The sequence below is a fragment of the Metabacillus sediminilitoris genome (assembly GCF_009720625.1).
Classification (GTDB): domain Bacteria; phylum Bacillota; class Bacilli; order Bacillales; family Bacillaceae; genus Metabacillus; species Metabacillus sediminilitoris.
Map to the genome: position 1 here is coordinate 905,729 of NZ_CP046266.1, position 24,522 is coordinate 930,250.

The 24,522-nt window shown below is 37.6% G+C and carries 16 protein-coding genes, 1 pseudogene and 1 riboswitch; of the genes and pseudogenes, 9 read left to right on the forward strand and 8 right to left on the reverse strand.

Annotated features, from left to right (window positions below; translation table 11 throughout):
* Positions 1–69: 69 nt before the first annotated feature.
* Positions 70–1,920, forward strand: a complete 1,851-nt coding sequence (gene asnB, locus GMB29_RS04660; RefSeq protein ID WP_136353870.1) for an asparagine synthase (glutamine-hydrolyzing) — start codon at positions 70–72, stop codon at positions 1,918–1,920.
* Positions 1,921–2,175: 255 nt separating this feature from the next.
* Here asnB and GMB29_RS04665 read toward each other — a convergent pair whose 3' ends face one another.
* On the reverse strand, positions 2,176–3,096 hold the full coding sequence (locus GMB29_RS04665) for a response regulator (RefSeq protein ID WP_136353872.1): 921 nt from the start codon (positions 3,094–3,096) through the stop codon (positions 2,176–2,178).
* Positions 3,096–4,367, reverse strand: a complete 1,272-nt coding sequence (locus tag GMB29_RS04670) for an ATP-binding protein (RefSeq protein ID WP_136353874.1) — start codon at positions 4,365–4,367, stop codon at positions 3,096–3,098. Before GMB29_RS04670 ends, GMB29_RS04665 begins: the two co-directional genes overlap by 1 nt.
* A gap of 214 nt (positions 4,368–4,581) precedes the next feature.
* Here GMB29_RS04670 and GMB29_RS04675 point away from each other — a divergent pair, with 214 nt between their 5' ends.
* Positions 4,582–5,853, forward strand: coding sequence for a cation:dicarboxylate symporter family transporter (locus GMB29_RS04675; protein ID WP_136353876.1), 1,272 nt, complete (start codon positions 4,582–4,584; stop codon positions 5,851–5,853).
* 29 nt (positions 5,854–5,882) lie between these two features.
* Entirely contained in the window at positions 5,883–7,322 is a 1,440-nt protein-coding gene (gene aspA, locus GMB29_RS04680) for an aspartate ammonia-lyase (RefSeq protein WP_136353878.1), read from the forward strand.
* A 736-nt stretch (positions 7,323–8,058) separates the two neighbouring features.
* Here the strand turns inward: aspA and GMB29_RS04685 are convergent.
* Positions 8,059–8,330 (reverse strand): annotated as a pseudogene (locus GMB29_RS04685) (MATE family efflux transporter); the annotation flags it as partial.
* 105 nt (positions 8,331–8,435) lie between these two features.
* On the opposite strand from GMB29_RS04685, the gene GMB29_RS04690 reads away from it, so the two are divergent.
* Positions 8,436–9,308, forward strand: a complete 873-nt coding sequence (locus tag GMB29_RS04690) for an AraC family transcriptional regulator (RefSeq protein ID WP_136353880.1) — start codon at positions 8,436–8,438, stop codon at positions 9,306–9,308.
* Between the two features lie 80 nt (positions 9,309–9,388).
* Here GMB29_RS04690 and GMB29_RS04695 read toward each other — a convergent pair whose 3' ends face one another.
* Complete coding sequence (locus GMB29_RS04695) at positions 9,389–11,146, reverse strand: alpha-glycosidase (protein WP_136353882.1); 1,758 nt, start codon at positions 11,144–11,146, stop codon at positions 9,389–9,391.
* Between the two features lie 484 nt (positions 11,147–11,630).
* Between GMB29_RS04695 and GMB29_RS04700 the strand changes: the two genes are divergently transcribed.
* From GMB29_RS04700 to GMB29_RS04710, 3 genes are all read left to right on the forward strand, one after another.
* Entirely contained in the window at positions 11,631–13,022 is a 1,392-nt protein-coding gene (locus GMB29_RS04700; protein ID WP_136353884.1) for an alpha-amylase family glycosyl hydrolase, read from the forward strand.
* Between the two features lie 72 nt (positions 13,023–13,094).
* Positions 13,095–13,661 carry a helix-turn-helix domain-containing protein gene (locus GMB29_RS04705; protein ID WP_136359324.1) on the forward strand — a complete coding sequence of 189 codons (567 nt, stop codon included), beginning with the start codon at positions 13,095–13,097 and terminating at the stop codon, positions 13,659–13,661.
* The gene (locus GMB29_RS04710) at positions 13,562–14,485 is read left to right on the forward strand and encodes an IS3 family transposase (RefSeq protein ID WP_155443832.1); all 924 of its coding nucleotides are present in this window, start codon (positions 13,562–13,564) and stop codon (positions 14,483–14,485) included. Before GMB29_RS04705 ends, GMB29_RS04710 begins: the two co-directional genes overlap by 100 nt.
* A 105-nt stretch (positions 14,486–14,590) precedes the next feature.
* On the opposite strand, the gene GMB29_RS04715 is transcribed toward GMB29_RS04710, so the two are convergent.
* The 4 genes from GMB29_RS04715 to GMB29_RS04730 all read right to left on the reverse strand — a co-directional run bounded on the left by GMB29_RS04715 (position 14,591) and on the right by GMB29_RS04730 (position 22,023).
* Positions 14,591–15,463: an SDR family oxidoreductase gene (locus GMB29_RS04715; RefSeq protein WP_136355260.1), complete on the reverse strand. Its 873-nt coding sequence runs from the start codon at positions 15,461–15,463 to the stop codon at positions 14,591–14,593.
* A gap of 182 nt (positions 15,464–15,645) precedes the next feature.
* Positions 15,646–19,068: a methionine synthase gene (metH, locus tag GMB29_RS04720; protein ID WP_136355258.1), complete on the reverse strand. Its 3,423-nt coding sequence runs from the start codon at positions 19,066–19,068 to the stop codon at positions 15,646–15,648.
* Entirely contained in the window at positions 19,061–20,914 is a 1,854-nt protein-coding gene (locus GMB29_RS04725) for a bifunctional homocysteine S-methyltransferase/methylenetetrahydrofolate reductase (protein ID WP_136355256.1), read from the reverse strand. The genes metH and GMB29_RS04725 overlap by 8 nt, the downstream gene beginning before the upstream one ends.
* Before the next feature lie 178 nt (positions 20,915–21,092).
* Positions 21,093–21,256: riboswitch (SAM riboswitch) on the reverse strand.
* A 275-nt stretch (positions 21,257–21,531) separates the two neighbouring features.
* Positions 21,532–22,023 carry a YajQ family cyclic di-GMP-binding protein gene (locus GMB29_RS04730; RefSeq protein ID WP_136355254.1) on the reverse strand — a complete coding sequence of 164 codons (492 nt, stop codon included), beginning with the start codon at positions 22,021–22,023 and terminating at the stop codon, positions 21,532–21,534.
* A 183-nt stretch (positions 22,024–22,206) separates the two neighbouring features.
* Between GMB29_RS04730 and GMB29_RS04735 the strand changes: the two genes are divergently transcribed.
* Both GMB29_RS04735 and GMB29_RS04740 read left to right on the forward strand, forming a co-directional pair.
* On the forward strand, positions 22,207–23,067 hold the full coding sequence (locus tag GMB29_RS04735; RefSeq protein ID WP_136355252.1) for a CvfB family protein: 861 nt from the start codon (positions 22,207–22,209) through the stop codon (positions 23,065–23,067).
* A gap of 484 nt (positions 23,068–23,551) precedes the next feature.
* A complete protein-coding gene (locus GMB29_RS04740) occupies positions 23,552–24,520 on the forward strand; it encodes a BMP family lipoprotein (RefSeq protein WP_136355250.1) in 969 nt (322 codons plus the stop codon).
* Positions 24,521–24,522: the final 2 nt, after the last annotated feature.

Here is a 24,522-nt window from a genome sequence, read left to right on the forward strand (position 1 = left end):
CAATCTGGTATGGCTATCGGGTCTAAGTAGAGAGAACAAAGAAAAAAACCCTAGGGAGATGATGTTACAATGTGTGGGATTACTGGTTGGATTTGCTTTAAGGGGAATATTCGCTCTGAACAAGGTGTAATCAGAAAGATGGCTGAAACATTAGCAAAAAGAGGTCCTGATGATACAAATGTTTGGGGAGAAGATCACGTATTATTCGGTCATAAACGCTTAGTTGTTGTCGATCCAGAAGGTGGAAAGCAACCCATGACACGGATGAAAGACGGGAATTTATATACAATTTGCTATAACGGTGAACTTTACAATACAGAAGATATCCGTAAGGTACTTTTAGCTAAAGGCTACTCGTTTAAAGGACACTCAGATACGGAAGTGTTACTTCAATCTTATATTGAGTGGGAAGAAGAATGTGTTCACCATTTAAATGGTATTTTTGCCTTTGCAGTTTGGGATACTTCTAAGGAAAAATTATTCATTGGAAGAGACCGATTAGGAGTAAAACCATTATTTTTTAAAGAAGAAAATGGTTCTCTCATTTTTGGATCGGAACTAAAAGCTATTTTAGCTCATCCATCAGTTTCGGCTGTTTTGGATAAAACCGGATTATCTGAAATATTTGGCGTTGGACCTTCAAGAACACCTGGTATTGGTGTCTTTAAAGGAATTGATGAATTACGTCCTGCACATGCATTAACATATACAAAGGATGGATTAAAAAAGTGGCGCTACTGGAATGTTGAAAGTAAACCACATGAAGATACGTTAGAAGAAACGGCTGAAAAGGTTCGCTTTTTATTTACAGATTCTGTAAAAAGACAACTTGTATCAGATGTACCACTATGTACATTTCTCTCAGGTGGTCTTGATTCAAGTGCAATTACAGCAGTCGCAGCAGAACATTTTAAAAATGAAGGGAAAGGCAATCTCCATACTTATTCAATTGATTATCAAGATAATGAAAAATTCTTCAAAGCGAATGAATTTCAACCTAATTCAGATGGTCCTTGGATTAAAAAGGTAAATGAAACCTTTGATACCGTACATCACCGCTGTGTGATTACTCAACAAGAATTAGTAGACCATTTAATTGAAGCAACTGTTGTTCGTGATCTGCCTGGAATGGCTGATGTCGATTCATCACTGCTTTGGTTTTGCAGGGAGATCAAAAATGATTTTGTTGTTGGGTTATCAGGAGAGTGTGCTGATGAAATATTTGGCGGTTATCCTTGGTTCAGAAGACCGGAAGACTTAGCAAGCCCTGCTTTCCCTTGGATGCGTTCAACTGATGAGAGAATCAAATTATTAAAGCCTGAATGGCAGGAAAAATTAAACTTGCATGAATATGTGCAAATGCGGTATCAAGACACTGTCAATGAAACACCACTTCTTGAAGGCGAGTCAGAAATCGAAGCACAAAGACGGCAGCTTTTTTATTTAAATATGCATTGGTTTATGGCGAATCTTTTAGATCGAAAGGATCGAATGAGTATGGGGGCTAGTTTAGAGGTCCGTGTTCCATTTGCTGACCACCGTCTTGTTGAATATGTCTGGAATATTCCTTGGGAAGTGAAAATGCATGGTGACCGTGAAAAAGGAATCTTACGGAAGGCGCTTGAGGGGATCCTTCCTAATGAAGTTCTTTATCGTAAGAAAAGTCCTTATCCAAAAACTCATCATCCAGAGTATACAAGATTAGTAAAGAATTGGCTACAATCACTAGTAAGTAAAAAGGATTCAATCTTACATGTTTTATTAAATAAGAAAGAACTCACTGACATTATTGATTCTGAAGGAAAGGCTTTTCAAGTACCATGGTTTGGGCAGCTAATGTCAGGTCCGCAGCTTCTCGCTCACCTCGCGCAAATCCATGTTTGGTTTGAGAAATATTCGATTGATATTGATGAACGGTAGGAACTAGCAATTTAAAAGAAGCTCTATTTTGCATACTTGCAAATAGAGCTTTTTTAAATTGGCAAAGCTTTTTGACATCCAAGTGCCACATCTGAGATCTCTATAATTTATTGATGAATCAATTGAACAAATCCTTGTCCCTGTGAAAAGAGCTGGGTTAACAGAAACTTTATGGAGTAATATGTACATTGGTTTACCTGTTAATAGTAAATGAACAAAACTCCAACTAATTGAAGGATCGCTTTATAAGGATTATTATTCCACCAGCTGTCTAGCTTCCATATACAACGCTTGGATAAACTTTTTCATGTTAATACGGCTCTGGTTACTTACTTTTTCGTTTTTTTCTTCTAGCTGCAGCATTTTCTTACGGACTTCCGAGAAATCAAAAAATGTGGAAGAATAAGCTTCAAATTTTGGATTCGTATAATCTGTCAACCCTAATGAAGCGATATGGATGAGCGCCTGGTAAAGAGCACGGCGGACACGCTGCTCTGAAGCTTTCATTTCTTTCTGGATTTCAGCCTCTTTCGCTTGCTCTCCCAGCTTTTCAGTAGCGATGCCAGCAAAAATTTCCTTTAAAGATGGAAAAGTGTAGACAGAACCGAGTCTTTGCTTTTCATTTTGCAGGAAACTTAAAATTTTTAATAAATCCTCGCTTCCGCTTTCCCCAATCATTCCTAAATCGGAAATTAAGGAACGTCCGACTTCCATGATATTTTTTTTATGAGAGGAGGGAGCGAACGGGGACTGAGGGTGGCCTGTAAATAAGTTCAACGTTTCTTGAATGCCCCGGATCGATTGTTCCAACAACACCTGCTTGTTTACTTTTTTTAATATGCCTGTAATTTCAAGCTGATTCAGCGGTTTTGTAATGTAGTAATCTACCCCTAAACTATACGCCTCTCCAATTAGTTCCTTCGCTTCTACTTGAGAAATCATAACAATCTTTCCTTGAAAACCATCAGCAAGAGACCGGATCGTTTCAATTCCGTCCCTTATAGGCATTAACAAATCAATTAAAATAACGTCTGCTTTTTTTAAAGTCAACAAGCCATTATCCACTAATGATCCGTCCTCTGCTTCTCCTACCACGTTTCCTAAATCTTTGTCTTCAATAATCTCTGCAAGCATTGCTCGAATGGCAGGATCGTCATCTATTATGAAATAATTCATCACACTAACCCTTTCTCTATCATCGCTTCTATCGGAATTCTTACGATAAATACAGTTTCTATATCGTTATCCATAAGCATGATATGTCCTCCCCATTTTTCAACAGTATGTTTTACATACGATAAACCGATACCCGTCGAAGGGTTTCCAAACACATCAAATTTCGTTGTAAAGCCTTCCGTAAAAATGATTTCCTTCAGCCTTGGTGGAATGCCAGAACCATTGTCACTGACGCTAAACTCAACGAACTGATTTTTTCTTTTAATATGCAGCGACACGTATCCCTCTTCTCTAATAGCTTCCACGGCATTAGTTAACAAATTATTGATTATAGATAAGACCATAAATACATGGTAGGGAGGGTGGTCTCCATTTACATGTAAGGTAAATGAAACATCTTTGCCAAGGGACTCTGCATATCGTCTATTGGACACTAACATGATGTTACCGAGCTGTTTTATATTCATATAATCCTGCATGTTTTCAGAAGAAATGAGTTCCGAAACCCCCGCATAAATCCGCTGGTTATCTTTTTTAATCTCATGCACGAGGCCGGCGATTTGCAGCGCTGTTTGTGCATCACGGCCGCCTTCCTCCCCTGATTTTAACCGACGATAAAAATCATAACACATGCGAGTGATTTCTTCTGCATTTTGCATTGTTTTCTTCAGATGAACCGATTCTTCATACAAATTTGAAATAAAAAGCAGCATTTTCTCCTTTTGCATACGCTGCTCTTCTTCTGCCAATTTTGCCTCTCTCAGCTTGAAAATATTAAAAAAGCCGAGAACGAAAAAGCTTCGAATAAAGGCGATGATCACGAGTTGTTCTATGGCAAGCAAGGATATGTCCTGATTATATGCCAGCAAAGAACGGAAAACCATTTCCGATAAGCTTGCAATAATCTCAATTCCGACCCCTAAAAACCCAATCATAAACGGTTGATCGTGCCGTTCGTTCATTTTCGTCCAATGAAATAGGAGCGCGTATATAACGTAATAGAAAAAGGCCGGAAAATGAAGATACATCGCTTCCTCAACGGATATGTCCCTTATCCCAACAGCCAGCAAGAAACGAAAAACAAACACGCTCATCCCAGTCAACATACCTGCAATATTCGGATGAATACCTCTTCCCCATAACAAAAACAAGAAAAAGGCGGGCGTCCCCAAACTGACTCTGAATGTATCGTCAAATGGATAAAACTTGAATTCACCCGCAAGAGGCACCGCAATCATCATCAATAGTAAAATCCATATACGCTCTTTCAATACGGTCCCCCCTCAATCACTATATAAAAACATAACACATTGTACTGAAATGGTAAAAAAGAGGAAAGGGTTTTAACTGAAATTTATTATTTTCACATTTGTCCTTGTGGGTTTTAGTAGGTTTCAGTAGGATTCAGTAGGTCTTAATATAAACTAAAGATAATCGCAGAATGAAAGCGTTAACAAATTCGATTAACATAAGGGGGTAATATAAATGAAAAAGTTTGGCTTAGCTACACAAATTTTTGTTGCACTTATACTAGGTATCTCTGTCGGTGCAGTATTTCACGGGAATGAAACAGTCATGGCCATTATGGTGCCGATTGGAGACATTTTTATTCATTTAATTAAGATGATTGTTGTTCCGATTGTCATTGCTGCATTAGTGGTCTCAATCGCAGGTGTCGGCGATATGAAAAAACTGGGAAAAATGGGCGGGAAGACCATACTTTATTTTGAAATTGTCACCACAATCGCTATTGCTATTGGATTACTGGCGGCAAACCTGTTCCACCCGGGCTCTGGTTTAGATACAAGCAATCTTGAAAAAAGTGATATTTCAAATTATGAAGAAACGACGAAAACAGCTGAAAGCAAGGGTTTTGCGGAATCGATTGTTCATATTGTTCCGAAAAACATATTTGAATCCATGGCCCAAGGTGACTTGTTGCCGATTATTTTCTTCTCTGTGCTTTTTGGTTTAGGAATTGCGGCAGTAGGAGAAAAAGGAAAACCTGTCCTTGGCTTTTTTGAAGGTGTATTAGAAGCAATGTTTTGGGTGACAAACCAAGTGATGAAGTTTGCCCCGTTTGGTGTGTTTGCACTGATCGGTGTAACCGTTGCTAAATTTGGCATTGTAACATTAATTCCATTAGGGAAATTAGTGCTTGCTGTTTATGTGACGATGGTATTTTTTGTGTTCGTCGTTCTTGGTATTATTGCGAAAATGTCCGGGACAAACATTTTTGTTCTCTTGAAAGTGTTAAAAGAAGAACTGATTTTGGCATTTACAACGGCAAGCTCAGAGGCTGTATTACCAAGGCTAATGGACAAAATGGAGAAATTTGGCTGTCCAAAATCGATTACTTCTTTTGTTATTCCAACAGGCTATACATTTAATTTAGACGGCTCATCGATTTATCAAGCAATAGCTTCACTTTTCGTGGCACAAATGTATGGTATTAATCTATCAATTACACAACAGATTACGTTATTACTAGTATTAATGTTAACGTCAAAAGGAATGGCCGGCGTTCCGGGTGCGTCATTTGTTGTCATTTTAACAACACTTGGTTCTATGGGTCTGCCGCTCGAAGGGGTTGCGTTTATTGCCGGTATCGACCGTATTTTAGATATGGTACGAACAGCGGTTAATGTCGTGGGGAACTCATTAGCGGCGATTGTCATGTCAAAGTGGGAAGGTGAATTTGACCAAGAAAAAGCAAACCATTACGTTGAATCAGTTAAACAATCAAACGTAGCATAAACTTGCCTGAAAATAAAGGAGGAAACACCATGTCAACAATCAATACTAATCAAAAGGTACGTATTGAAAAAGATTTCTTAGGATCAAAAAAAGTACCTGAGACTGCATACTATGGGATCCAAACATTGCGTGCTGTCGAAAATTTTCCGATTACAGGCTATCGTATTCATGAAGACTTAATTAAAGCGTTGGCTACTGTGAAAAAAGCAGCGGCATTAGCAAATATGGATACGAAACGTTTGTATGAAGGTCTTGGTAAAGTGATCGTTGAGGCAGCAGACGAAGTGATCGAAGGAAAATGGCATGATCAGTTTATCGTGGATCCAATCCAGGGCGGTGCAGGTACGTCAATGAATATGAATGCGAATGAAGTCATTGCTAACCGTGCACTCGAAATGCTTGGAAAAGAGAAAGGGGACTATGTTCTTCAATTAAGTCCAAACACCCATGTAAACATGTCGCAATCAACGAACGACGTATTCCCGACTGCGATTCATATCGCCACCCTTCATTTACTCGAAAAATTGTTAAATACGATGCAAGATATGCTTACGATTTTTAAGAAAAAGGCGCAACAATTCGACCATGTCATTAAAATGGGACGAACACATCTCCAAGATGCGGTTCCAATCCGTCTTGGTCAAGAGTTTGAAGCATATAGCCGTGTAGTTGAGCGTGATATTAAACGCATCCAACAATCGCGCCAGCATTTATATGAAATAAATATGGGTGCAACTGCGGTGGGAACAGGATTAAATGCAGACCCTCGCTACATCGAAAGTGTTGTTAAGCATTTGGCAGATATTAGCGGCCTGCCGCTTGTTGGGGCGGAGCACCTTGTTGATGCGACACAAAATACAGATGCTTATACAGAAGTCTCTGCTGCGTTGAAAGTATGTATGATGAATATGTCTAAAATCGCGAATGACTTACGATTAATGGCATCAGGCCCTCGTGCGGGGCTTGCGGAAATTAGCTTGCCGGCCCGTCAGCCAGGCTCATCCATTATGCCGGGAAAAGTTAATCCGGTTATGCCCGAGATGATCAACCAAGTAGCGTTTCAGGTCATTGGCAATGACCATACAATATGCCTAGCATCTGAAGCAGGCCAGCTTGAACTAAATGTGATGGAACCTGTACTTGTGTTCAACTTGCTTCAATCGATCAGCATTATGAACAATGCATTCCGTGCCTTTACAGACTATTGTCTGGCAGGTATTGAAGCAAACGAAGACCGTTTAAAAATGTATGTGGAAAAAAGCGTAGGGATTATTACTGCTGTAAATCCGCATATTGGATATGAAGTGGCAGCACGTATCGCAAGGGAAGCGGTTATAGAAGGTAAATCTGTACGTGACCTATGCCTGCTTTATGATGTTTTAACAGAGGAAGAACTTGATCTTATATTAAATCCTTATGAGATGACAAATCCAGGCATTTCTGGGGCTGCGTTGTTTGATAGAGAGTAATTTATTGGTGAAAAGCTATTGTGTAAAATACCTCCCATAAAGAATTCCTTGGATTACCTTTATGTATGGGGAGGGAGGACGGGAGCTTCAGGGGGATTGATTGTTCTGGATTGTTAGAGTATGATATTGGCCAAATAAGATTTGATTTATATGGGACAGCTCCATCGCAGCATAATAAAACAGTACCAGTTCCTGAGCCAGGTAACTTTGTGTTTTTTTAAACTTATAAGTCGGGAGCTTCACAGTTTATATGTCGGGATGGAAAATTTATTAATGCAAATGGCAGTAATGGAACGTCCTCTTCTTCTGTTGAAGAGTGGAAAAGCTTATATCCCTTCTTAGAGAGCAAGGATGGAAGGTTGATGAGATAGAATTTATGGTGCAATTTCCTGGTAGATAGTTACAAATATTAAATAGTAGAAAAACTTATAGATGATTAAAGCACACACTAAAATAGCCCGCCTCATTAGGTCGGCTTATTTTAGTGTGTGTCTTGCATATTGGCTTCTGCTTTAACTTCAATCCTCTCTAATTTTCCGTTTTTTTCTTTTCGTTTAACCTCCATTCATACATCCGAGTTCTTAATAAAGCAATGATTAATCAGTTTAGAGTTAATTAACAAATTCGATTACAGATATGGATCCGATACCAGGAATCGATAAAATTTATGAAGGCGCGATCGATGCTAAATCAATAACCCTTCCCATATACTAATGATCATACTTATTAGAAGTTATGCAGAAAGTGAGACTGAAGAAGTCTCTTTTACTTTTTTATCAAGATTTGTACCTAAAAATTGTACAACAAGAATTGTTGTGCCAGTTGCAATAAATCCAAACTTCACGATAAGTAGATATAAGATTTGATTTGATACACCAACGGCAGCGACAGCATGATCAGAATATTAACTTAACATAAGCAGCAATACTTCAAAATTGGCCAAGTTAGAGCGAATAATGTCATTTTACGATCTTGTCTCGTTAAAGACATTATAATCAACTCCTTCATAGGAACGTTTATTAATCCTTATTAAGTTTATAGTTGTTGCATTATAATAGAAAGAGAGGATAACGATAAGTTTTGGGAAAATACGACTAGAAGGAAGATAGATATATGTCCTACATTGAATGTAAAATTCCACCCTTCCCTATTTTGATTAAAGGGGGATATGCCATATTTGAAAAAGGGGCAAAACACTTTAAACGGGTGTTTACAGTCTTTGACTTGATCTATGTAAAATCGGGAGAATTGTTTATTACAGAGGATAATATTCCTTATACAATTAAGGCGGGACAATACATCATTTTAGTACCTGGATTTGAGCACTTTGGTCATAAAGATTGCCAAGTAAAAACAGAATATTATTGGCTTCACTTTATGATGCCGAATAATTATGAACTTGTTGAAGCAGGTATTGAAAATTGGGCTGAAATTTATGTTGAGGAGGGTGATTTTATTCATCCTGCCACATATCGTTTTTGCTTGCCATGTGTAGGAGAAATTGAGAATGTTACGTTTGTTGAAACAATCTTTGATAATTTAACGAAAATAAATCATCAAACATCCGATTTTCAACTACGACAGCAGCTGTATTTTCAGGAATTTCTTATTCATTTGCAAAAAGAAGCATGTAAAATACCAACAGCAGCTAAACGGGTTGTAGAAGAAACAGTCAAATATGTTCAAGAACATTATAAAGAGGAAGTGAAAATGGAGGCTATTGCAAATGCTCTTCATTTTCATCCTGACTATATTACACGCTGTATGCAAAAAATCATTGGTATTACCCCAAATATGTATTTAAATCAATACCGGGTAAATCAAGCGAAAAGATTGTTAGCAACAACCGATGAAAAAGTGGCGAGTATCTCCAAAGAGGTAGGAATTTTAGATTCAACCTATTTTTCTAAGCTATTTAAACGGATAGAGGGCATAAGCCCTCTCGAGTATCGAAATGTCATTCATAGAAAAGATCGTAGGGGTTAAATGGATCTTCCTTTATAAAAGCATATCCCGCCTTAGGAAGAGCAAAAAACTTCAGGACGTTTATAGCATTATATCTAGTTCTATTTTTTATAGATCAGTAAAAAAGCAAAATCATATGAATCAAGAGTAATCGTAATTTTAGTTGAGTGTGCTGCAAATTCTTCCATCGTAAGGAGATTAATAATGTGTTGATCAATCAAATTTAATGGTAATTCAAGTGTTTGCCTTGCAGGATGATTATTCATGATTGCTATAAAAAGCTGCTTAGTTGTTTCCCTGCTATAGCAAATCGTATTTTGTGCATTACTCGCTTCTAATATGCTAAAGAGTCCATCATTGGCTAAAATCGGATAAGTTTTTCGCAAGCTAATTAATTTTTTGGAAAAATTGAGCATATCAAGATCACGTGCATTTTTATCCCATACCATACACTTTCTGCAACCTGGATCTTGCTCACCAGTTAGACCAATTTCATCACCATAATAAATCGAAGGTGAGCCTGTAAAGCTTAGTTGAAAGGCTGTCAATAGCTTTACTTTTTGTTTATTCATTCTTGCCAGGTTTACAAGACGGGGTGTATCATGACTTCCAAGTAAATTAAAAGCCGCCTCTTGAACAGATCTCGGGTATTGGTGAAGATAGCCCTGCAGTTCTTGACTAAATTGTTCGGCACCAATCGCATCATAAGCAAAAAAGCGAAGAAGTAAGTTGGCAAGCGGATAATTCATAACAGCATCAAATTGATCACCGTGGAGCCACGGCATTGCATCATGCCATACTTCTCCTACAAGATATACATCTTTGTTTATTGCTTTTACAGCATGTCTAAATTCCCGCCAAAATTGATGGTCGATTTCATTTGCTACATCTAATCTCCAGCCGTCAATTCCAAATTCTCTGACCCAATATTGCCCAACCTCTACCAAATATTTTTTCACTTCAGGATTCTGCGTATTTAACTTAGGCATTGTTTTTTCAAATGCAAAGGTATGATAGGTTGGATGATCTTGATCTGTTGTTATGAGATGAAACCAATCTTTATATTTTGAACTGTTTCGATTTTTTATGACATCTAAAAAAGGAGGGAAATCTTCGCCACAATGATTAAATACAGCATCTAGCATGACTTTTATGCCATGTTTGTGACATTCATTCACTAACCGTTTAAACGTAGCTTTATCACCAAATTGTGGATCAATTTCCATATAATCAATCGTGTCATATTTATGATTGGAGCGAGCCTTAAAAATAGGCGTGAAATAGATTCCGGTAATTCCTAAATCCACTAAATAATCGAGATGCTGCAAAACACCTTCAAAATCACCGCCGAATACAGAAGATGTTGTTGGTTCTGTACTATTCCATTGCAGCGTTCCGCTAGGATCATTTTCAACATTTCCATTTGCAAAGCGATCAGGAAAAATTTGATACCATACCGTATTTTTAACCCAGTCTGGTGCGGCAAAGCGGTCTGAAGGGTGATGGTATGGGAAACAGAAATAGGCTGAAAAATCATCGTGAATCGAATCACTAAACCCTCTTTCCGTGTAAAAAAGCTCTTGTTCATTGTTTTTTAAATGAAAGGCGTATCGCAATCGACGTTGTGGAGGGATGACCTCAACCACCCAATAATCAAATAACTCGTCACTTCCACTTTTTTGCATGTCAAGTGAACGACGCTTCCAATGATTGTTTTCAAATTCAAACTGGTCACCATAAGTTAAAGAAACAACGTCAATATCATTGCGCTTTGTTCGTAGTTGGATATGCAATGAATTGTCAGTGTATGCATAAGCAAACTGATTTTTTGGTCGATGGTAAATGGCTTCTTTAAGCATGGTTCCTCCACTCGAGTTCTAGTTTTTTTAAAGTTAAATCCATGTTTTACTTTTAAGCAACGCTACCTGAGATCGCGCCGTATAGAAAGCACAGACCTGGCGCATGAGCTTTTCATTTGTCTAGCTCCAGCGCCTAGCCCCTCGAGGCCACAAGACAATCAAGAATTGAAGGAAATAGCACCTACTCTATATTCCTGATTGTCTTATGCTAGTCGGGGCTGAACAAGGCGCTTATGCTTTTCATTTGTCTAGCTCCAGCGCCTAGCCCCTCGAGGTCATAAGCCAATTAGGAATTGAAGGTAAAGAACACCTTCTATTCCTAATCGTCTTATGCTAGTCGGGGCTGAACAAGGCGCTTATGCTTTTCTAATATAATCGACACTTTTAGAAAATTTTAACCCATTGCAGTTTGACGTTTTTGTATTGAAAGCGTACTCTTAATAGGATTGGTTTAAATATCATTGTGAATGTTGGGGGAACGGAGATGTGTAAGCAAGCTATTAAACGATTACTGATTCCGTTTCTTCTTTTTTATGCGATTCCAGTAAACGCAGTTGAAAAAGAAGAAAAAACATGGCAGGAAGAATTAATGTATTACATTGAAATTGATCGATTTAATAATGGGAATCCACATAATGATGGAGTTGATGCGGATCCAGAAAATCCGTCTGCCTATCATGGGGGAGATCTTGAAGGGATTATTAAGAGATTAGACTACATAAAAGAGATGGGATTTACAGCAATAATCATATCATCTATTTTTGCAACTGATGAGAGTCCATATTCAGGCGGTCTTGTAGAGGATTATAGAAAAGTTGATGAACATTTTGGAAGCTTTGAAGATTTGCAGGGCTTGATTGCTGAAGCTCATAAGCGAGATATGAAGATTATGTTAGACTTTATGGTCAATCAAGGAGAATCAGCTCATTCTGTTTCAAAAGACGTACTTATTGAAGAGGCAAAGTGGTGGGTGGAAGAAACGAAGATAGATGGTTATTATATAAACGATGCTGATACAATTGATACTGAGTTTTGGGAAGACTTTCAGTCTAAATTAGGAAAGAAAAGCGAGAATTTTTACTTAATAGGTTCATTAAGAGACAATCAAGAGAAAGTGATAGCAAATTACTTAGAAGCAGGTTTCGATTCTATTTTAAATGAACATTTTTATAAAGAAGCTTCAGCTGCTTTTGCAAATGTCGACCAGCCTTTTGCTGATGTTACTAAGGTTGTAGAATCATCACATTCGAATAGTCCATTTATTGACAACAACAAGACTGTCCGCTTTACTAGAAATGCGATTGAAAATAACCAACATCCTGGAAATCGATTGAAAATAGCATTTTCCTATATGTATACCATTCCAGGCACACCTGTTGTTTATTATGGTACTGAAATTGCCATAGATGGGGGCAAACCTCCGGAAAACAGACCATTAATGAATTTTCAACCAGAGGAAGAATTAATTGATTACATTAGTAAACTAGCGAAAATTCGCGACAGTTTCCCGTCCTTAACCAAGGGTGATTATGAAGTTTTATATGAAAAAGATGGGATGATTCTTTTTAAGCGATCATTTCAAGATGAGACAGTCATTATTGTTATAAATAATACATCAGCTTCACAAAAAGTAAAGGTATCAGCTGCTGAAATCGTCAGTAATAAAGAGTTGAGAGGTTTACTAACAGGTAATACAGTACAAGATGCTAATGGGGAATATGAATTTATCATTGATCGGGAACAAGCAGAAATTTATGAAATCAAAGATAAAACGGGTATAAACATACCACTTATAAGTGTGTTTGTTCTCGTTCCATTATTATTTATCTTGTTTTTGATTATTGCAAAAAAACGAGGACAACGGAATCATCTATAACAGAAAAGAGCTGACAGGTGTGTAATGCACCCCAAAAGTTAGAGTGAAATCTAACATTTGGGGTGTATTTTTATGACTAAATATAGTGAGCAATTTAAGTTAATGCTCGTAAAAGAGTATCTAGAAGGGAAATTAGGATATGACCTTTTGGCAAAGAAACATAATATAAAAAGCAGTTCTCCAATTAAGCGGTGGGTAAAAGTATACGAGAAATTTGGGATAGATGGGTTGATGAGGAAGAAGTATAAGGAAACATATCCTGTTCAATTCAAGCTGGATGTATTAAGCTTTATGAATAGTACAGGTTCTTCAGAGACGGAAACTGCCCTTCAATTTGGGTTAACAAATCCTCCAATAATAGCTTCATGGAAGAAAGCTTTTTTGGAAGGTGGCACTGAAGCCCTGGATAGAGCGAAAGGGAGACCGCCCATGTCTGATAAATCCAAGAACCAAAAAAGTAAAATTCCTGCAGAAGAAAAAGAAATGACGTACGAACAAAAATTGGAGAAAGAAAATGAACTTCTTCGCTTAGAGGTAGAATACTTAAAAAAGTTACAAGCTTTTCAGATGGATCCGGAAAGCTATCTAGAAAAGCACAAGCAGCGTTATCATTCGAACTCAAAGAAAAATTCCGATTAAAAGATGTTCTACAGATAGTTGATATTCCTGAATCTTCGTATCACTATCATATAAAGCGAATGAAGGAAGAGAATCCCGATCAAAATCTTGAAGAATGTATTCAATCCATATTCGAGGACCATGACGGCAATTACGGTTACCGACGTATTCATTTAGAATTGAAAAACCGTCAATTAAAAGTAAATCACAAAAAGGTTCAACGAATTATGAAGAAACTCGGACTCAAAGGAAATAAGTTTACACGAAAATCACGCAAGTATAGTTCTTACAAAGGGAATATTGGAACTGTCGCCAAGAACCTTATTAATCGCCGTTTTCGCACAAATGTATGCCATCAAAAAATAACAACAGATATCACAGAATTTAAGTGTTCTGATGGAAAACTTTTTTTTAATCCATTCATGGATATGTTCAATAGCGAAATTCTATCTTATGGGATAAGTAGTCACCCAACACTAGATTTAGTCCTAGAACCTCTAGAAGAAATACTAGAAATTGTGAAAAATTCAAAATACAGAACTACTATGCATTCTGATCAAGGCTGGCATTATCAACATAAAAAATGGGTGAAAAAACTCAAGGAAAATAAAGTTTTCCAGAGTATGTCACGAAAAGGAAATTGTTTAGATAATTCACCGATGGAGAACTTTTTTGGATTAATGAAACAAGAAATGTATTATGGAGAAGCACTATGCACATTTGAGGAATTAAAACAGAAAATTGAGAGATATATCAATTATTATAATAATAAGCGTATAAAACAAAAATTGGCAGGCATGAGTCCGGTTCAATACCGTATCCATACCAGCCAATTAGTTGCTTAATATAAAACTCTAACTTTCGGGGGGCTCTTCAGTGTCAGCTCTTTTTGTGAAGAAACAGCGGTATGCTGTTTCTTACTAATTGGTGCTAAAGGCAATTATGCTTTTCTAGCCATTGACAATTCTTCCGCCATTAACATGAATCATTTGTCCCGTCATGTAGGATGAGTCATCACTTGCCAGGAAAACGTATGCTGGTGCCAATTCTTCAGGCTGTCCAGGACGTTTAAATGCTGTATCAGCACCAAATGTATTGACTTGTTCTGCTGTGAAGGTTGATGGGATTAATGGTGTCCAAATAGGTCCTGGTGCAACAGCATTTACGCGAATGCCTTTACTTGCTAAAGACAGTGCTAATGAGCGGGTGAAAGTAGTAATAGCTCCTTTTGTCGCTGAATAATCAATTAACTGTTCATTACCTGCATAAGCCGTCACAGATGAAGTATTAACAATTGTACTACCCTTTTTCATATGCGGTAGGGCAGCTTTAGTTAAATAGAATTGTGAAAATATGTTTGTGCGAAATGTTCTTTCAAGCTGTTCACTTGTTATATCCTCAATCCCTTTTTGTGGATGTTGTTCAGCTGCATTGTTGACTAAAATATCGATTTTTCCAAATGTGTTGATAGTCTCTGAAACAATGTTTTGGCAGGTAGATTCATCGCCAATATCTCCAGAGATAAGTAAACATTTTTGACCTTGTTCTTCAACAAGTTCTTTCGTATCAGCAGCATCTTTTTGTTCATCTAAGTATGAGATCACCACATTTGCACCTTCTTTTGCAAAAAAGAGGGCCACAGCTCGACCAATTCCACTATCACCTCCAGTGATAATGGCAATTTTATCTTTTAATTTTCCACTACCTTTATAGGAAGAGTCATCAAATTTTGGTGCAGGATTCATCATATCTTCATGACCTGGCTGTACATCTTGATGTTGCGGCGGCAATGTTTGTTTTGGTTGATTTTGCTTTGTAGACAATGTAAAAAAACCTCCTATTTTTAAGTGTAATGATGTGTTTTTGTTATTCCCGAATGAAGGTATGATTAAACGTAAGATGAGAATTGCTGTGATGTACGCCAATAATTGTAGGAGATGAATGAATTGAGAGGATTCCTAAACAAAAAGCCCTGAAACAGGAAGTTTCAGAGCTTTAAAAAGTTTTACATAACATTAAAATATTTTGCTTCCGGATGGGAAACGACAATGGCTGTTACAGATGCTTCAGGCTCCATCATAAACCCTTCAGTCAGCTTGATTCCAATATCTTCAGGTTTTAAGAGATTGAATAATTTTGCTTGATCCTCTAGATCTGGACAGGCTGGATAGCCGAATGAAAAACGCTGTCCTTGGTATTTTGCTGAGAAGCGTTGATCCATTGTGAAGTCTGGTGCATCCGGGAAGCCCCAACGGTCTCGAATCAGTTGGTGGGTCCGTTCAGCTAGTCCTTCAGCAAGCTCTAATGCAAGGGCTTGAACAGCATGGCTTTTCAAATAGTCGCCTTGTTCTTTAAATCCTTGTGCAAGCTCGCGGATTTGACTTCCTGCTGTAACAGCAAACATCGCTACATAATCAAAGCCATCCTCTTGCTTAGGACGAACATAGTCAGAAATACAGCGATATGGCAGTTTTTCCTGTCTTGGGAAATCGAAAGTTTCCAAAATTGAATTTGTGTTATTTGGATCTAAAATATGCAGCTTATTTCCTTCACTGTAGGAAGGGAAGAATTGATAGGCAGCAGCTGGTTTAAACCATTGATTCGTTGCGCCATCTTTAAGCAGCACCTGAATTAATTCAAATAATTCTGTTGCTTTAGGATCTTTCTTTTTCAACAATTCCTTAACTTTTCCTTTTAATCCAAGGTGATGTCCAATTAACATTTGCAAATTCACATAAGGAATGATTTGTGGCAAATCAATATCTTTTAAAATGTGACGCTTTGTATCAACAGGTGAGAAAATAGGTGCTTCACTTAAGTTTCCTCGTTTTTCTAATAATTCAACAACGGCCTGTGAAGTACTGCTTTTTGGTTTCCTTTCTTCAGTAGCTGCTGCTTCTTTTTCGGCAAATAACTCTGGTGATGTCCGCAATTGATTTGCTAAAGATAATCCATCCATCGCATCTTTCGCATATACTACAGGACCATCATATTGTGGAGCAATCTTCATTCTCGTGAATTTCCTTGAAAGGGCAGCTCCGCCTACTAAAATTGGGATATTACATTTTGCTTCATGTAAATCTTGTGCCGTAATAACCATTTGCTGTGCTGATTTTACTAATAAACCTGATAGTCCGATGATATCAGGGTTTTCAGCTTTTACAGCTTGGATGAGTGTTTGCGGTGTTACCTTAATTCCCAGGTCAATTACTTTATAGCCATTGTTGCTTAAGATAATATCGACAAGGTTTTTCCCGATATCATGAACATCACCTTTAACGGTTGCTAATAAAATTTTTCCTTTTCCGCTATCATCTTTTTTGTCCATAAATTGTTCTAAAAATGATACAGATGCTTTCATCACTTCGGCACTTTGTAAAACTTCAGCAACAATTAACTGATTGTCATTGAATAACACACCAACCTCAGCCATTCCAGCCATAAGCGGCCCGTTAATAATGGAAAGGGGATCAGGGAACTTTTTAAGTGCTAATTCCAGATCAGGAATAAGTCCTTCCTTTGTTCCATCGATAATGTATTGTGCTAATCGTTCCTCTAACGGAAGTGATTGAACAGGTTTTTTATCAACCTTTTTCTTACCGCGGTAGAATTCTGTGAATTTTGCTAATGATGCATCTGTCGTTTTAAATAATAAATCTTCTGCTAATTCAATTTCTTCTTTTGGAATGGATGCAAACCGTTCTAATTTTTCAGTATTAACGATAGCGTAGTCCAGTCCGGCCTGTGTACAGTGGTATAAGTAAACAGCATTCAATACCTCGCGCCCAACCGGTGGAAGACCGAATGAAACATTACTTACACCAAGGATTGTTAAACATTCTGGCAAATGTTCTTTAATCAATTGAATACCGCGAACTGTTTCATTTGCAGATCCTATATACTGTTCATCACCAGTTCCAACAGGGAAGACGAGTGGGTCGAAAATTAAATCACTTGATTTCAGTCCGTGTTTTTTGACGAGCAGATCATGTGAACGGATTGCAACCTCAAGTTTCTTTTCAGCTGTTAGAGCCATACCTATTTCATCAATTGTCCCTACGACCAATGCGCCGCCATATTTTTTCACAAGGGGAACGATGGCATCGAACCGTTCTTCACCATCTTCAAGATTGATTGAATTGATGATTGCTTTTCCTTGAGAATATTTTAATGCACGTTCAATTACTTTTTCATCAGTAGAGTCAATAACAAGTGGTGCTTTCACTTTTTTAACGAGCTCCTGAATGAATGCCTCCATGTCTTCGAGTTCATCTCTGTCCGGATCTGCTAAACAAATATCGATAACATGTGCACCATTTTTTACTTGAGCTCTTGCAATTTCTGATGCTTCTTCAAATTTTTGTTCAGCAATCAGCCGTTTGAATTTACGGGAACCTATTACATTCGTACGTTCACCGACAAATAGGGGACGCATACCGTCATCATAAAGCAGAGCATCAATACCTGAAACAGTGTGGCCGTGCGAAACATTTTCGATGCTTCTTGGTGTAATATTTGCGACTGCTTGAGAAATTGCTTTAATATGTTCTGGTGTTGTACCACAGCAGCCACCAACAAAATTAAGCCAGCCTTGTTCTGCGAAACCTGTGAGCTTTTTCGCAAGAGATTCAGGTGATTCATGGTAATTTCCTTCTTCATCAGGTAATCCTGCATTTGGATAACAGCTTACAGCCGTATTGGCTAAGCTTGATAAAGTACGAATATGATCTGTCATAAATTCTGGACCTGTTGCACAGTTTAGCCCAACTGATATTGGCTTCATATGTTCTAAGGAAATATAAAATGCTTCAATGTCTTGACCAGCTAAGGTAGTTCCCATTGGCTCAATTGTTCCTGAAACCATCAAAGGCAATTCTTTACCAGTATTTTCGAAGGCCTTTTGGATGCCGATGAATCCAGCCTTTACATTAAGCATATCTTGACTTGTTTCAAGTAAAAGTAAATCAGAACCACCAAGAATTAATCCTCTTGCTTGCTCTTCATAGTTGCTGACTAATGTATCGAATGTTGTACCACCTGTAACAGATAATGTTTTTGTTGTTGGTCCCATAGCACCGGCAACAAATCTGGGTTTTTCTGGAGTTGAAAAGTGTTCGGCTGCTTTTTTAGCGATTTTTGCTGATTCAATATTCAGTTCAAGTGCAAGAGAACCAAGCTCATACTCATCTAATACAAGCGCAGTAGCACCAAATGTGTTTGTAGAAATAATATCTGAGCCTGCTTCTAGGTATGCTTTATGAATGGCTTCAATTGTTTCGGGTGCAGTTAAGGTTAAATATTCATTACACCCTTCATAATCTTCACCGCCAAAATCCTCAGGTGTGAGATCTGCAGCTTGAATCATTGTTCCCATAGCTCCGTCCAGAACAAGAATTCGTTTTTTTAGTTCATCTTTGATGCTACACATGTGTGATCTTCCTTTCAGCCAGTTGTTTTTCCTTCTCATGGATGTAATTTGTAAGCTCCACTGTAAGGTCATACTGTAAAAATGGGGTAATGAGATAAATACCGTTAAATAGATCAAATGCAGTATCGATCAAATCCTTGGCGATGGCAAGGCCTTCTTGTCGAGCTTTTTCCTTGTCAGTACCAGCTTCAGCCATTTTTTCTCTAATCGAATCAGAGAGTTTAATACCAGGTATTTCATTATGAATAAATTCAGCATTACGGCTTGATGTTAGTGGCATAATTCCGATATAAATCGGTGCTTTTAGATTTCGAGTTGCTTCATATACATGAACAATTTGTTCATTTGAATAGAGCGGTTGTGAAATAAAATAATCAGCACCACAGGCAATTTTTTTCTCAAGTCGTACAACAGCCTTGTCTAAATGGCGAACATTTGGATTAAACGCAGCGGCAACTGAGAAATTTGTTTTTGCACCTAATGGTTTACCCGAATAGGAAACACCCTCATTAAACTGTTTGATTAAACTGATTAAATCAAAGGATGATACATCATAAACAGATGTAGCACCAGGGAAATCTCCAATCTTAGATGGATCACCAGTAATCGCTAATACATCTGAAAGGCCTAATGTGTGTAAGCCCATTAAATGAGATTGTAAGCCAATTAAGTTTCGGTCACGACATGTAATATGAATTAAGGTTCGTGCATTCGTTTTTTCCCTTGCAAGCAATCCTGCTGCTAAATTGCTAATACGTGGTGAAGCAAGGGAGTTATCAGCAAGTGTGAGTGCATCAATACCAGCATCATGCAGAGCCTGTGCACCTTCGAGAAATATACTCATTCCAAGCTTTTTTGGCGGATCAAGCTCAACAATGACAGAGCGTTTTTCCTTAACAATCTCTTGTAGCGGAGCAAGAGTGTCTTTGTCTGCTGACGTCGATTGAATGTGAATTTCTTTCGGAATTTTCACTTTTTTATCTGTAATTGGGGCTAAATGTGAGACTGCTTCAGCCATTGCTTTTATATGTTTAGGCGTTGTTCCACAGCAGCCGCCGATAAGTCTAGCACCTTGCTCTCTAAACTTTAAAGCACTCTCCTTAAAATATCCTTCATCTGATTCATACTCGAGTCGTCCTTCATTTAATGCTGGCAGACTGCTATTCGGAAATACAGAGAGATAAGCATGTTCTAGGAGCGGTACCTCCTCTAGAGCTTGAAGCATATGATACGGTCCTAAACGGCAGTTTAAACCAATAACATTTGCTCCAAGTTCTTCAAGTGTTAAAAAGGCTTGTTTTACTGTTGTGCCGTCTTGTAATACACCTGGCTCATGAAGGGAAACATTTGTGATGATTGGTTTATTCGTTTCTTTACGAGCTATTTGCAAGACAGTTTTCAGTTCGTCAAAATCATAATAGGTTTCTAGCAATAATCCATCAACATCTTCATTTAATAAGACAAATAGCTGTTCTCTAAAGTTTCGTTTTATTTCTTCAAGAGTGTGAGCACTTTTCTTAAATGCTCGAACACCGCCGATCGTTCCGAAAACATATGTTGATCCTGCAGCTGCACGTTTAGCGATTTCAACAGCTTGTTTGTTAATTTGTCTAATTTCATCCTCTAGCCCATAACGAGAGAGTTTTATATCATTTGCCCCATAAGTATTTGTTTGGATGAGATTTGCACCAGCTTGAATATATGCCTCATGCACGTGTATTACATCATCAGGTTTAGATAGATTTAATTCTTCAAAGCAACGATCAACACCGTGGGAATATAGCATTGTTCCCATCGCACCGTCTCCAATTAATATCTTACTTTTAAGGTCTTCTAAAAAGCTCATAAAAAAAGCCTCCGATCGAGTAAATATGTGTGTAATTAAAGGGTGGAACGAGCAAGCCTTCCTTGAATTTATGCCATGAACCAATCTTGTCGACTTCATAAAATGTTAGCAGTTCCCGTTCCTATTCATTCAAATAAAAAAGCCTTCTTTTGAAGAAGGCTGAATGATTCTAAGCTTCTCCTTATCTTTCAAGCATCGACTATGCTTGACTGGAATTAGCACCTTGGCCTTTGGAGGAGGAAGATGCAGTGTTTAAAACACTCAATACACCAAACCTACACTCGAAATTGACCGGTTGCTGAAGCGTCATTGGGCCAGTCCCTCAGCTTCTCTTGATAAGATATGAAATTAACGTATTTTAAAATTGTTCTTTAACAAATCGCTTGCGCATTTCTAAAAATGTATTACACCTAATTTATCTAATATTTTGAAAAATATCAATAGGTAAATGATATTTTGGTTAAATTTACATTCATTTTTCGTTTTTTTAAGGGCAATCTTAAAAAAGACAGTTTCTGCAATAGTGTTGTAGAAACTGTCTTTGGGTTCTTTGACGTTTAGCGAAGTCCAGGGATTCTTATATATGGCCATGCTGAACAAGGCACTCCGTGTTTGCTTTATCGATAGTTAATGAACTGAACATCTATTGGTAAATCTGCTTCCCTAATTGCAGCGATTACTGCCTGAAGGTCATCTCTGCTTTTTCCTGTTACACGGATTTGATCATCCTGAATTTGTGTTTTCACTTTTAATCCTTTATTTTTAATGATCGTGTTGATTTTTTTCGCATTATCCTTATCAATGCCCGAAACTAATTCGGCTCTTTGGCGAACAGTACCGCCTGAAGCATTTTCAATCTTTTTGTACGAAATATTTTTTATTGGTACATTACGTTTAATTAATTTTGAAAGTAAGACGTCTTTTAATTGGTCAAGCTTATATTCATCATCAGACACTAAAACAAGCTCTTCTTTTTCTAATGAAATATTGCTTTTACTTCCTTTAAAGTCATAACGTGTTGCAATTTCTTTCAGGGCAATACTGATTGCATTTGTTACTTCTGGAAATTCAATTTTTGAAACGATATCAAATGAACTATCTTTCGCCATAATCATCCTCCATTACGTATATAATATGGTTAGATTATAGTAAAATAAAACAATGATCACAACTATTTACAACGTGATTGTTAAGCGATTCGCTAATAGAGGGTAACTATGTTATAGTTAAACACTATTTATTTGAACGAAACATACTAAAGAATGGTAGAAGAAAGGATAGATGACAATTTTATGATGCCAGGAACTTTTGCAACATTAACAATAGATGAAAAAGTCGATTATGGCTATTTTTTAACGGATGGAAATGAACGTGTACTTTTACATAATAATGAAGTCGTTGGTGAAATAGAGGTAGGGGAGAAGCTTGAAGTCTTTTTCGTATTAGATGCTGAGGACAGGTTATATGCGACCATGAAAAAACCGCTTATAACAGAGGATACATATGCTTGGGTCGAAGTAGTAGATGTAGTAGATGACATGGGGGCATTTGTTAACATTGGGTTAAGCAAGGATGCACTTGTTGCGAAAGATCATCTTCCATATTTAAGAGAAGTATGGCCTGAAGCAGGTGACAAGCTTTTTTGTACTTTGAAAGTATCGAAAAATGGCCGATTCTTTGTAAGGCTGGCCACAGAGGAAATTGTTGAACCATACTTTAAAGATGCTGATCGAGCAGTATTTAATAAAGAAGTGACAGGAACTGTGTACCGAATGATCGTTGCCGGATCTTTTATTTTGACAGAGGAAGGGTATAAGGGTTTTATTCATTCATCACAGCGAACGGTTGAACCGCGATTAGGGGAGACAGTGACAGGACGTGTAATTGATGTAAAGGAAGATGGTACTGTCAATGTATCCCTACTACCACGTAAGCATGAGGCATTAAGCGTTGATGCAGAAAGAATATATGCTTACATGCAAGAAAGAGGCGGTGCCATGCCTTTTTCCGATAAAAGTGATGCAGAAGATATTAAAGAACGATTTCAATTGAGTAAAGCAGCATTTAAACGAGCACTTGGTCATTTAATGAAGCAAGGTAGAGTTTATCAAAAAGAGGGCTGGACGTATTTTAATGAACAGTCTGACTCATAAGTAAATAAATCAAAACGGTTTTCATTTCTGCTTAAGAAGTGAGGGCCGTTTTTTTATTAAGAAACATATTTCTGATTTAACTCTCAAGGTCTCGCCTGGCATTCGTAGATGATACAACTATATTTATGTGGTTTTTGTCTCCTTGGAAAATGATTTTGAGGCTCTTTTCGTAAAGATTGTTGGTAAGTAAAAAATACGAACAGCTGTTGATTGTTGTAAATATGCGAGACTCCTGCGGGAGAAGTGTGCCTTAGGAGACCCTGGAAGTGCAAAAGCACTGAGGAGGCTCCTGAGACCGCCCGCGGAATGCGAGTACCCGCGGGCGGAAATCAATCCAGGTTATTCGTGTAAATGTAATTGAAAAGCAACAAAGTATGCGAAAATAGTCTTTTGAAAAAATTATTTTGACATAATGATGAAATAGAAAAGAATCATGCCGATAAATACATTGAAAGTATAAAGAAATATAAAGTGAGGTTTTAAAATGTATTGTAAAAAAATAATATCGATATTATTTTTTTGTTTGATCCTTGTCATTACTGGATGCTCACAACAAGAAGTGGCAAGTAAAGTAGATGAAAAAGTGAAAATAGGTATTATGCTCTCAGATGTAGGGTTAGGAGATCAATCGTTTAGTGATTCAGCTTTTCATGGACTTGTAAAAGCAAGAGATGAATTAGGCATTGTATTTGATTATCGCGAGCTTCAAGAACCAGGTACATATGAAAAAGGGTTAGTAGACTTAGTGAAAGATGGCAATGACATTGTTGTTGGTCTAGGTTTTATGGTTCAGGCTGACCTTGAAAAGGTGGCAAAACGATTTCCGAAACAGCAATTTATTCTCATAGACGCTGTTTCAGAACTTAATAACATAACGTCTATTACATTTAAAGAAGATCAAGGCAGCTATTTAGCAGGTGTGGTTGCCGCAATATCAACGAAAACGAATAAGCTTGGATTTATTGGCGGAGACGAAGTTCCGCTAATTAAAAAGTTTGAAGAGGGCTTTGTTGAAGGTGCAAAAGCAGTCAAACCAGATATTTCAATAGAGATTACCTATGCTGGTAATTTTGGAAATGATCAATTAGGAGCTAAAATTGCCAGGGATATGATTCGTCATGACGTGGATGTTTTATATGCAGCAGCTGGATTTACAGGTGTCGGTATGCTGAAAGAAGCGCAAAAGAATCAAGTCTTTGCAATCGGTGTTGATAGCGATCAATATTATTATGCAGAAAAAGCAGTTATTACATCAATGTTAAAGAATGTTGATGTGGCATTGTACCAACTTGCAGAACAGCTTGTCAAAGATGGTGAAGTACCTAAGGGCAACGTTATTCTAGGTATACAGGATAATGGAGTCGACTTAGCGCCACTTAGAGTAAAAGAATACACACAAGAACAATTGCAAATGATTGAAGACTGGAAAGAAAAACTATCGAGTGGCAGCTAGGA

Bases quoted from the DNA above. Each gene is read 5' to 3' on its own strand.
- asnB (WP_136353870.1), top strand. From the start codon at position 70: ATGTGTGGGATTACTGGTTGGATTTGCTTTAAGGGGAATATTCGCTCT.
- GMB29_RS04665 (WP_136353872.1), bottom strand. From the start codon at position 3,096: ATGAATTATTTCATAATAGATGACGATCCTGCCATTCGAGCAATGCTT.
- GMB29_RS04675 (WP_136353876.1), top strand. From the start codon at position 4,582: ATGAAAAAGTTTGGCTTAGCTACACAAATTTTTGTTGCACTTATACTA.
- aspA (WP_136353878.1), top strand. From the start codon at position 5,883: ATGTCAACAATCAATACTAATCAAAAGGTACGTATTGAAAAAGATTTC.
- GMB29_RS04690 (WP_136353880.1), top strand. From the start codon at position 8,436: ATGTCCTACATTGAATGTAAAATTCCACCCTTCCCTATTTTGATTAAA.
- GMB29_RS04695 (WP_136353882.1), bottom strand. From the start codon at position 11,146: ATGCTTAAAGAAGCCATTTACCATCGACCAAAAAATCAGTTTGCTTAT.
- GMB29_RS04700 (WP_136353884.1), top strand. From the start codon at position 11,631: ATGTGTAAGCAAGCTATTAAACGATTACTGATTCCGTTTCTTCTTTTT.
- GMB29_RS04705 (WP_136359324.1), top strand. From the start codon at position 13,095: ATGACTAAATATAGTGAGCAATTTAAGTTAATGCTCGTAAAAGAGTAT.
- metH (WP_136355258.1), bottom strand. From the start codon at position 19,068: ATGTGTAGCATCAAAGATGAACTAAAAAAACGAATTCTTGTTCTGGAC.
- GMB29_RS04725 (WP_136355256.1), bottom strand. From the start codon at position 20,914: ATGAGCTTTTTAGAAGACCTTAAAAGTAAGATATTAATTGGAGACGGT.
- GMB29_RS04730 (WP_136355254.1), bottom strand. From the start codon at position 22,023: ATGGCGAAAGATAGTTCATTTGATATCGTTTCAAAAATTGAATTTCCA.
- GMB29_RS04735 (WP_136355252.1), top strand. From the start codon at position 22,207: ATGATGCCAGGAACTTTTGCAACATTAACAATAGATGAAAAAGTCGAT.
- GMB29_RS04740 (WP_136355250.1), top strand. From the start codon at position 23,552: ATGTATTGTAAAAAAATAATATCGATATTATTTTTTTGTTTGATCCTT.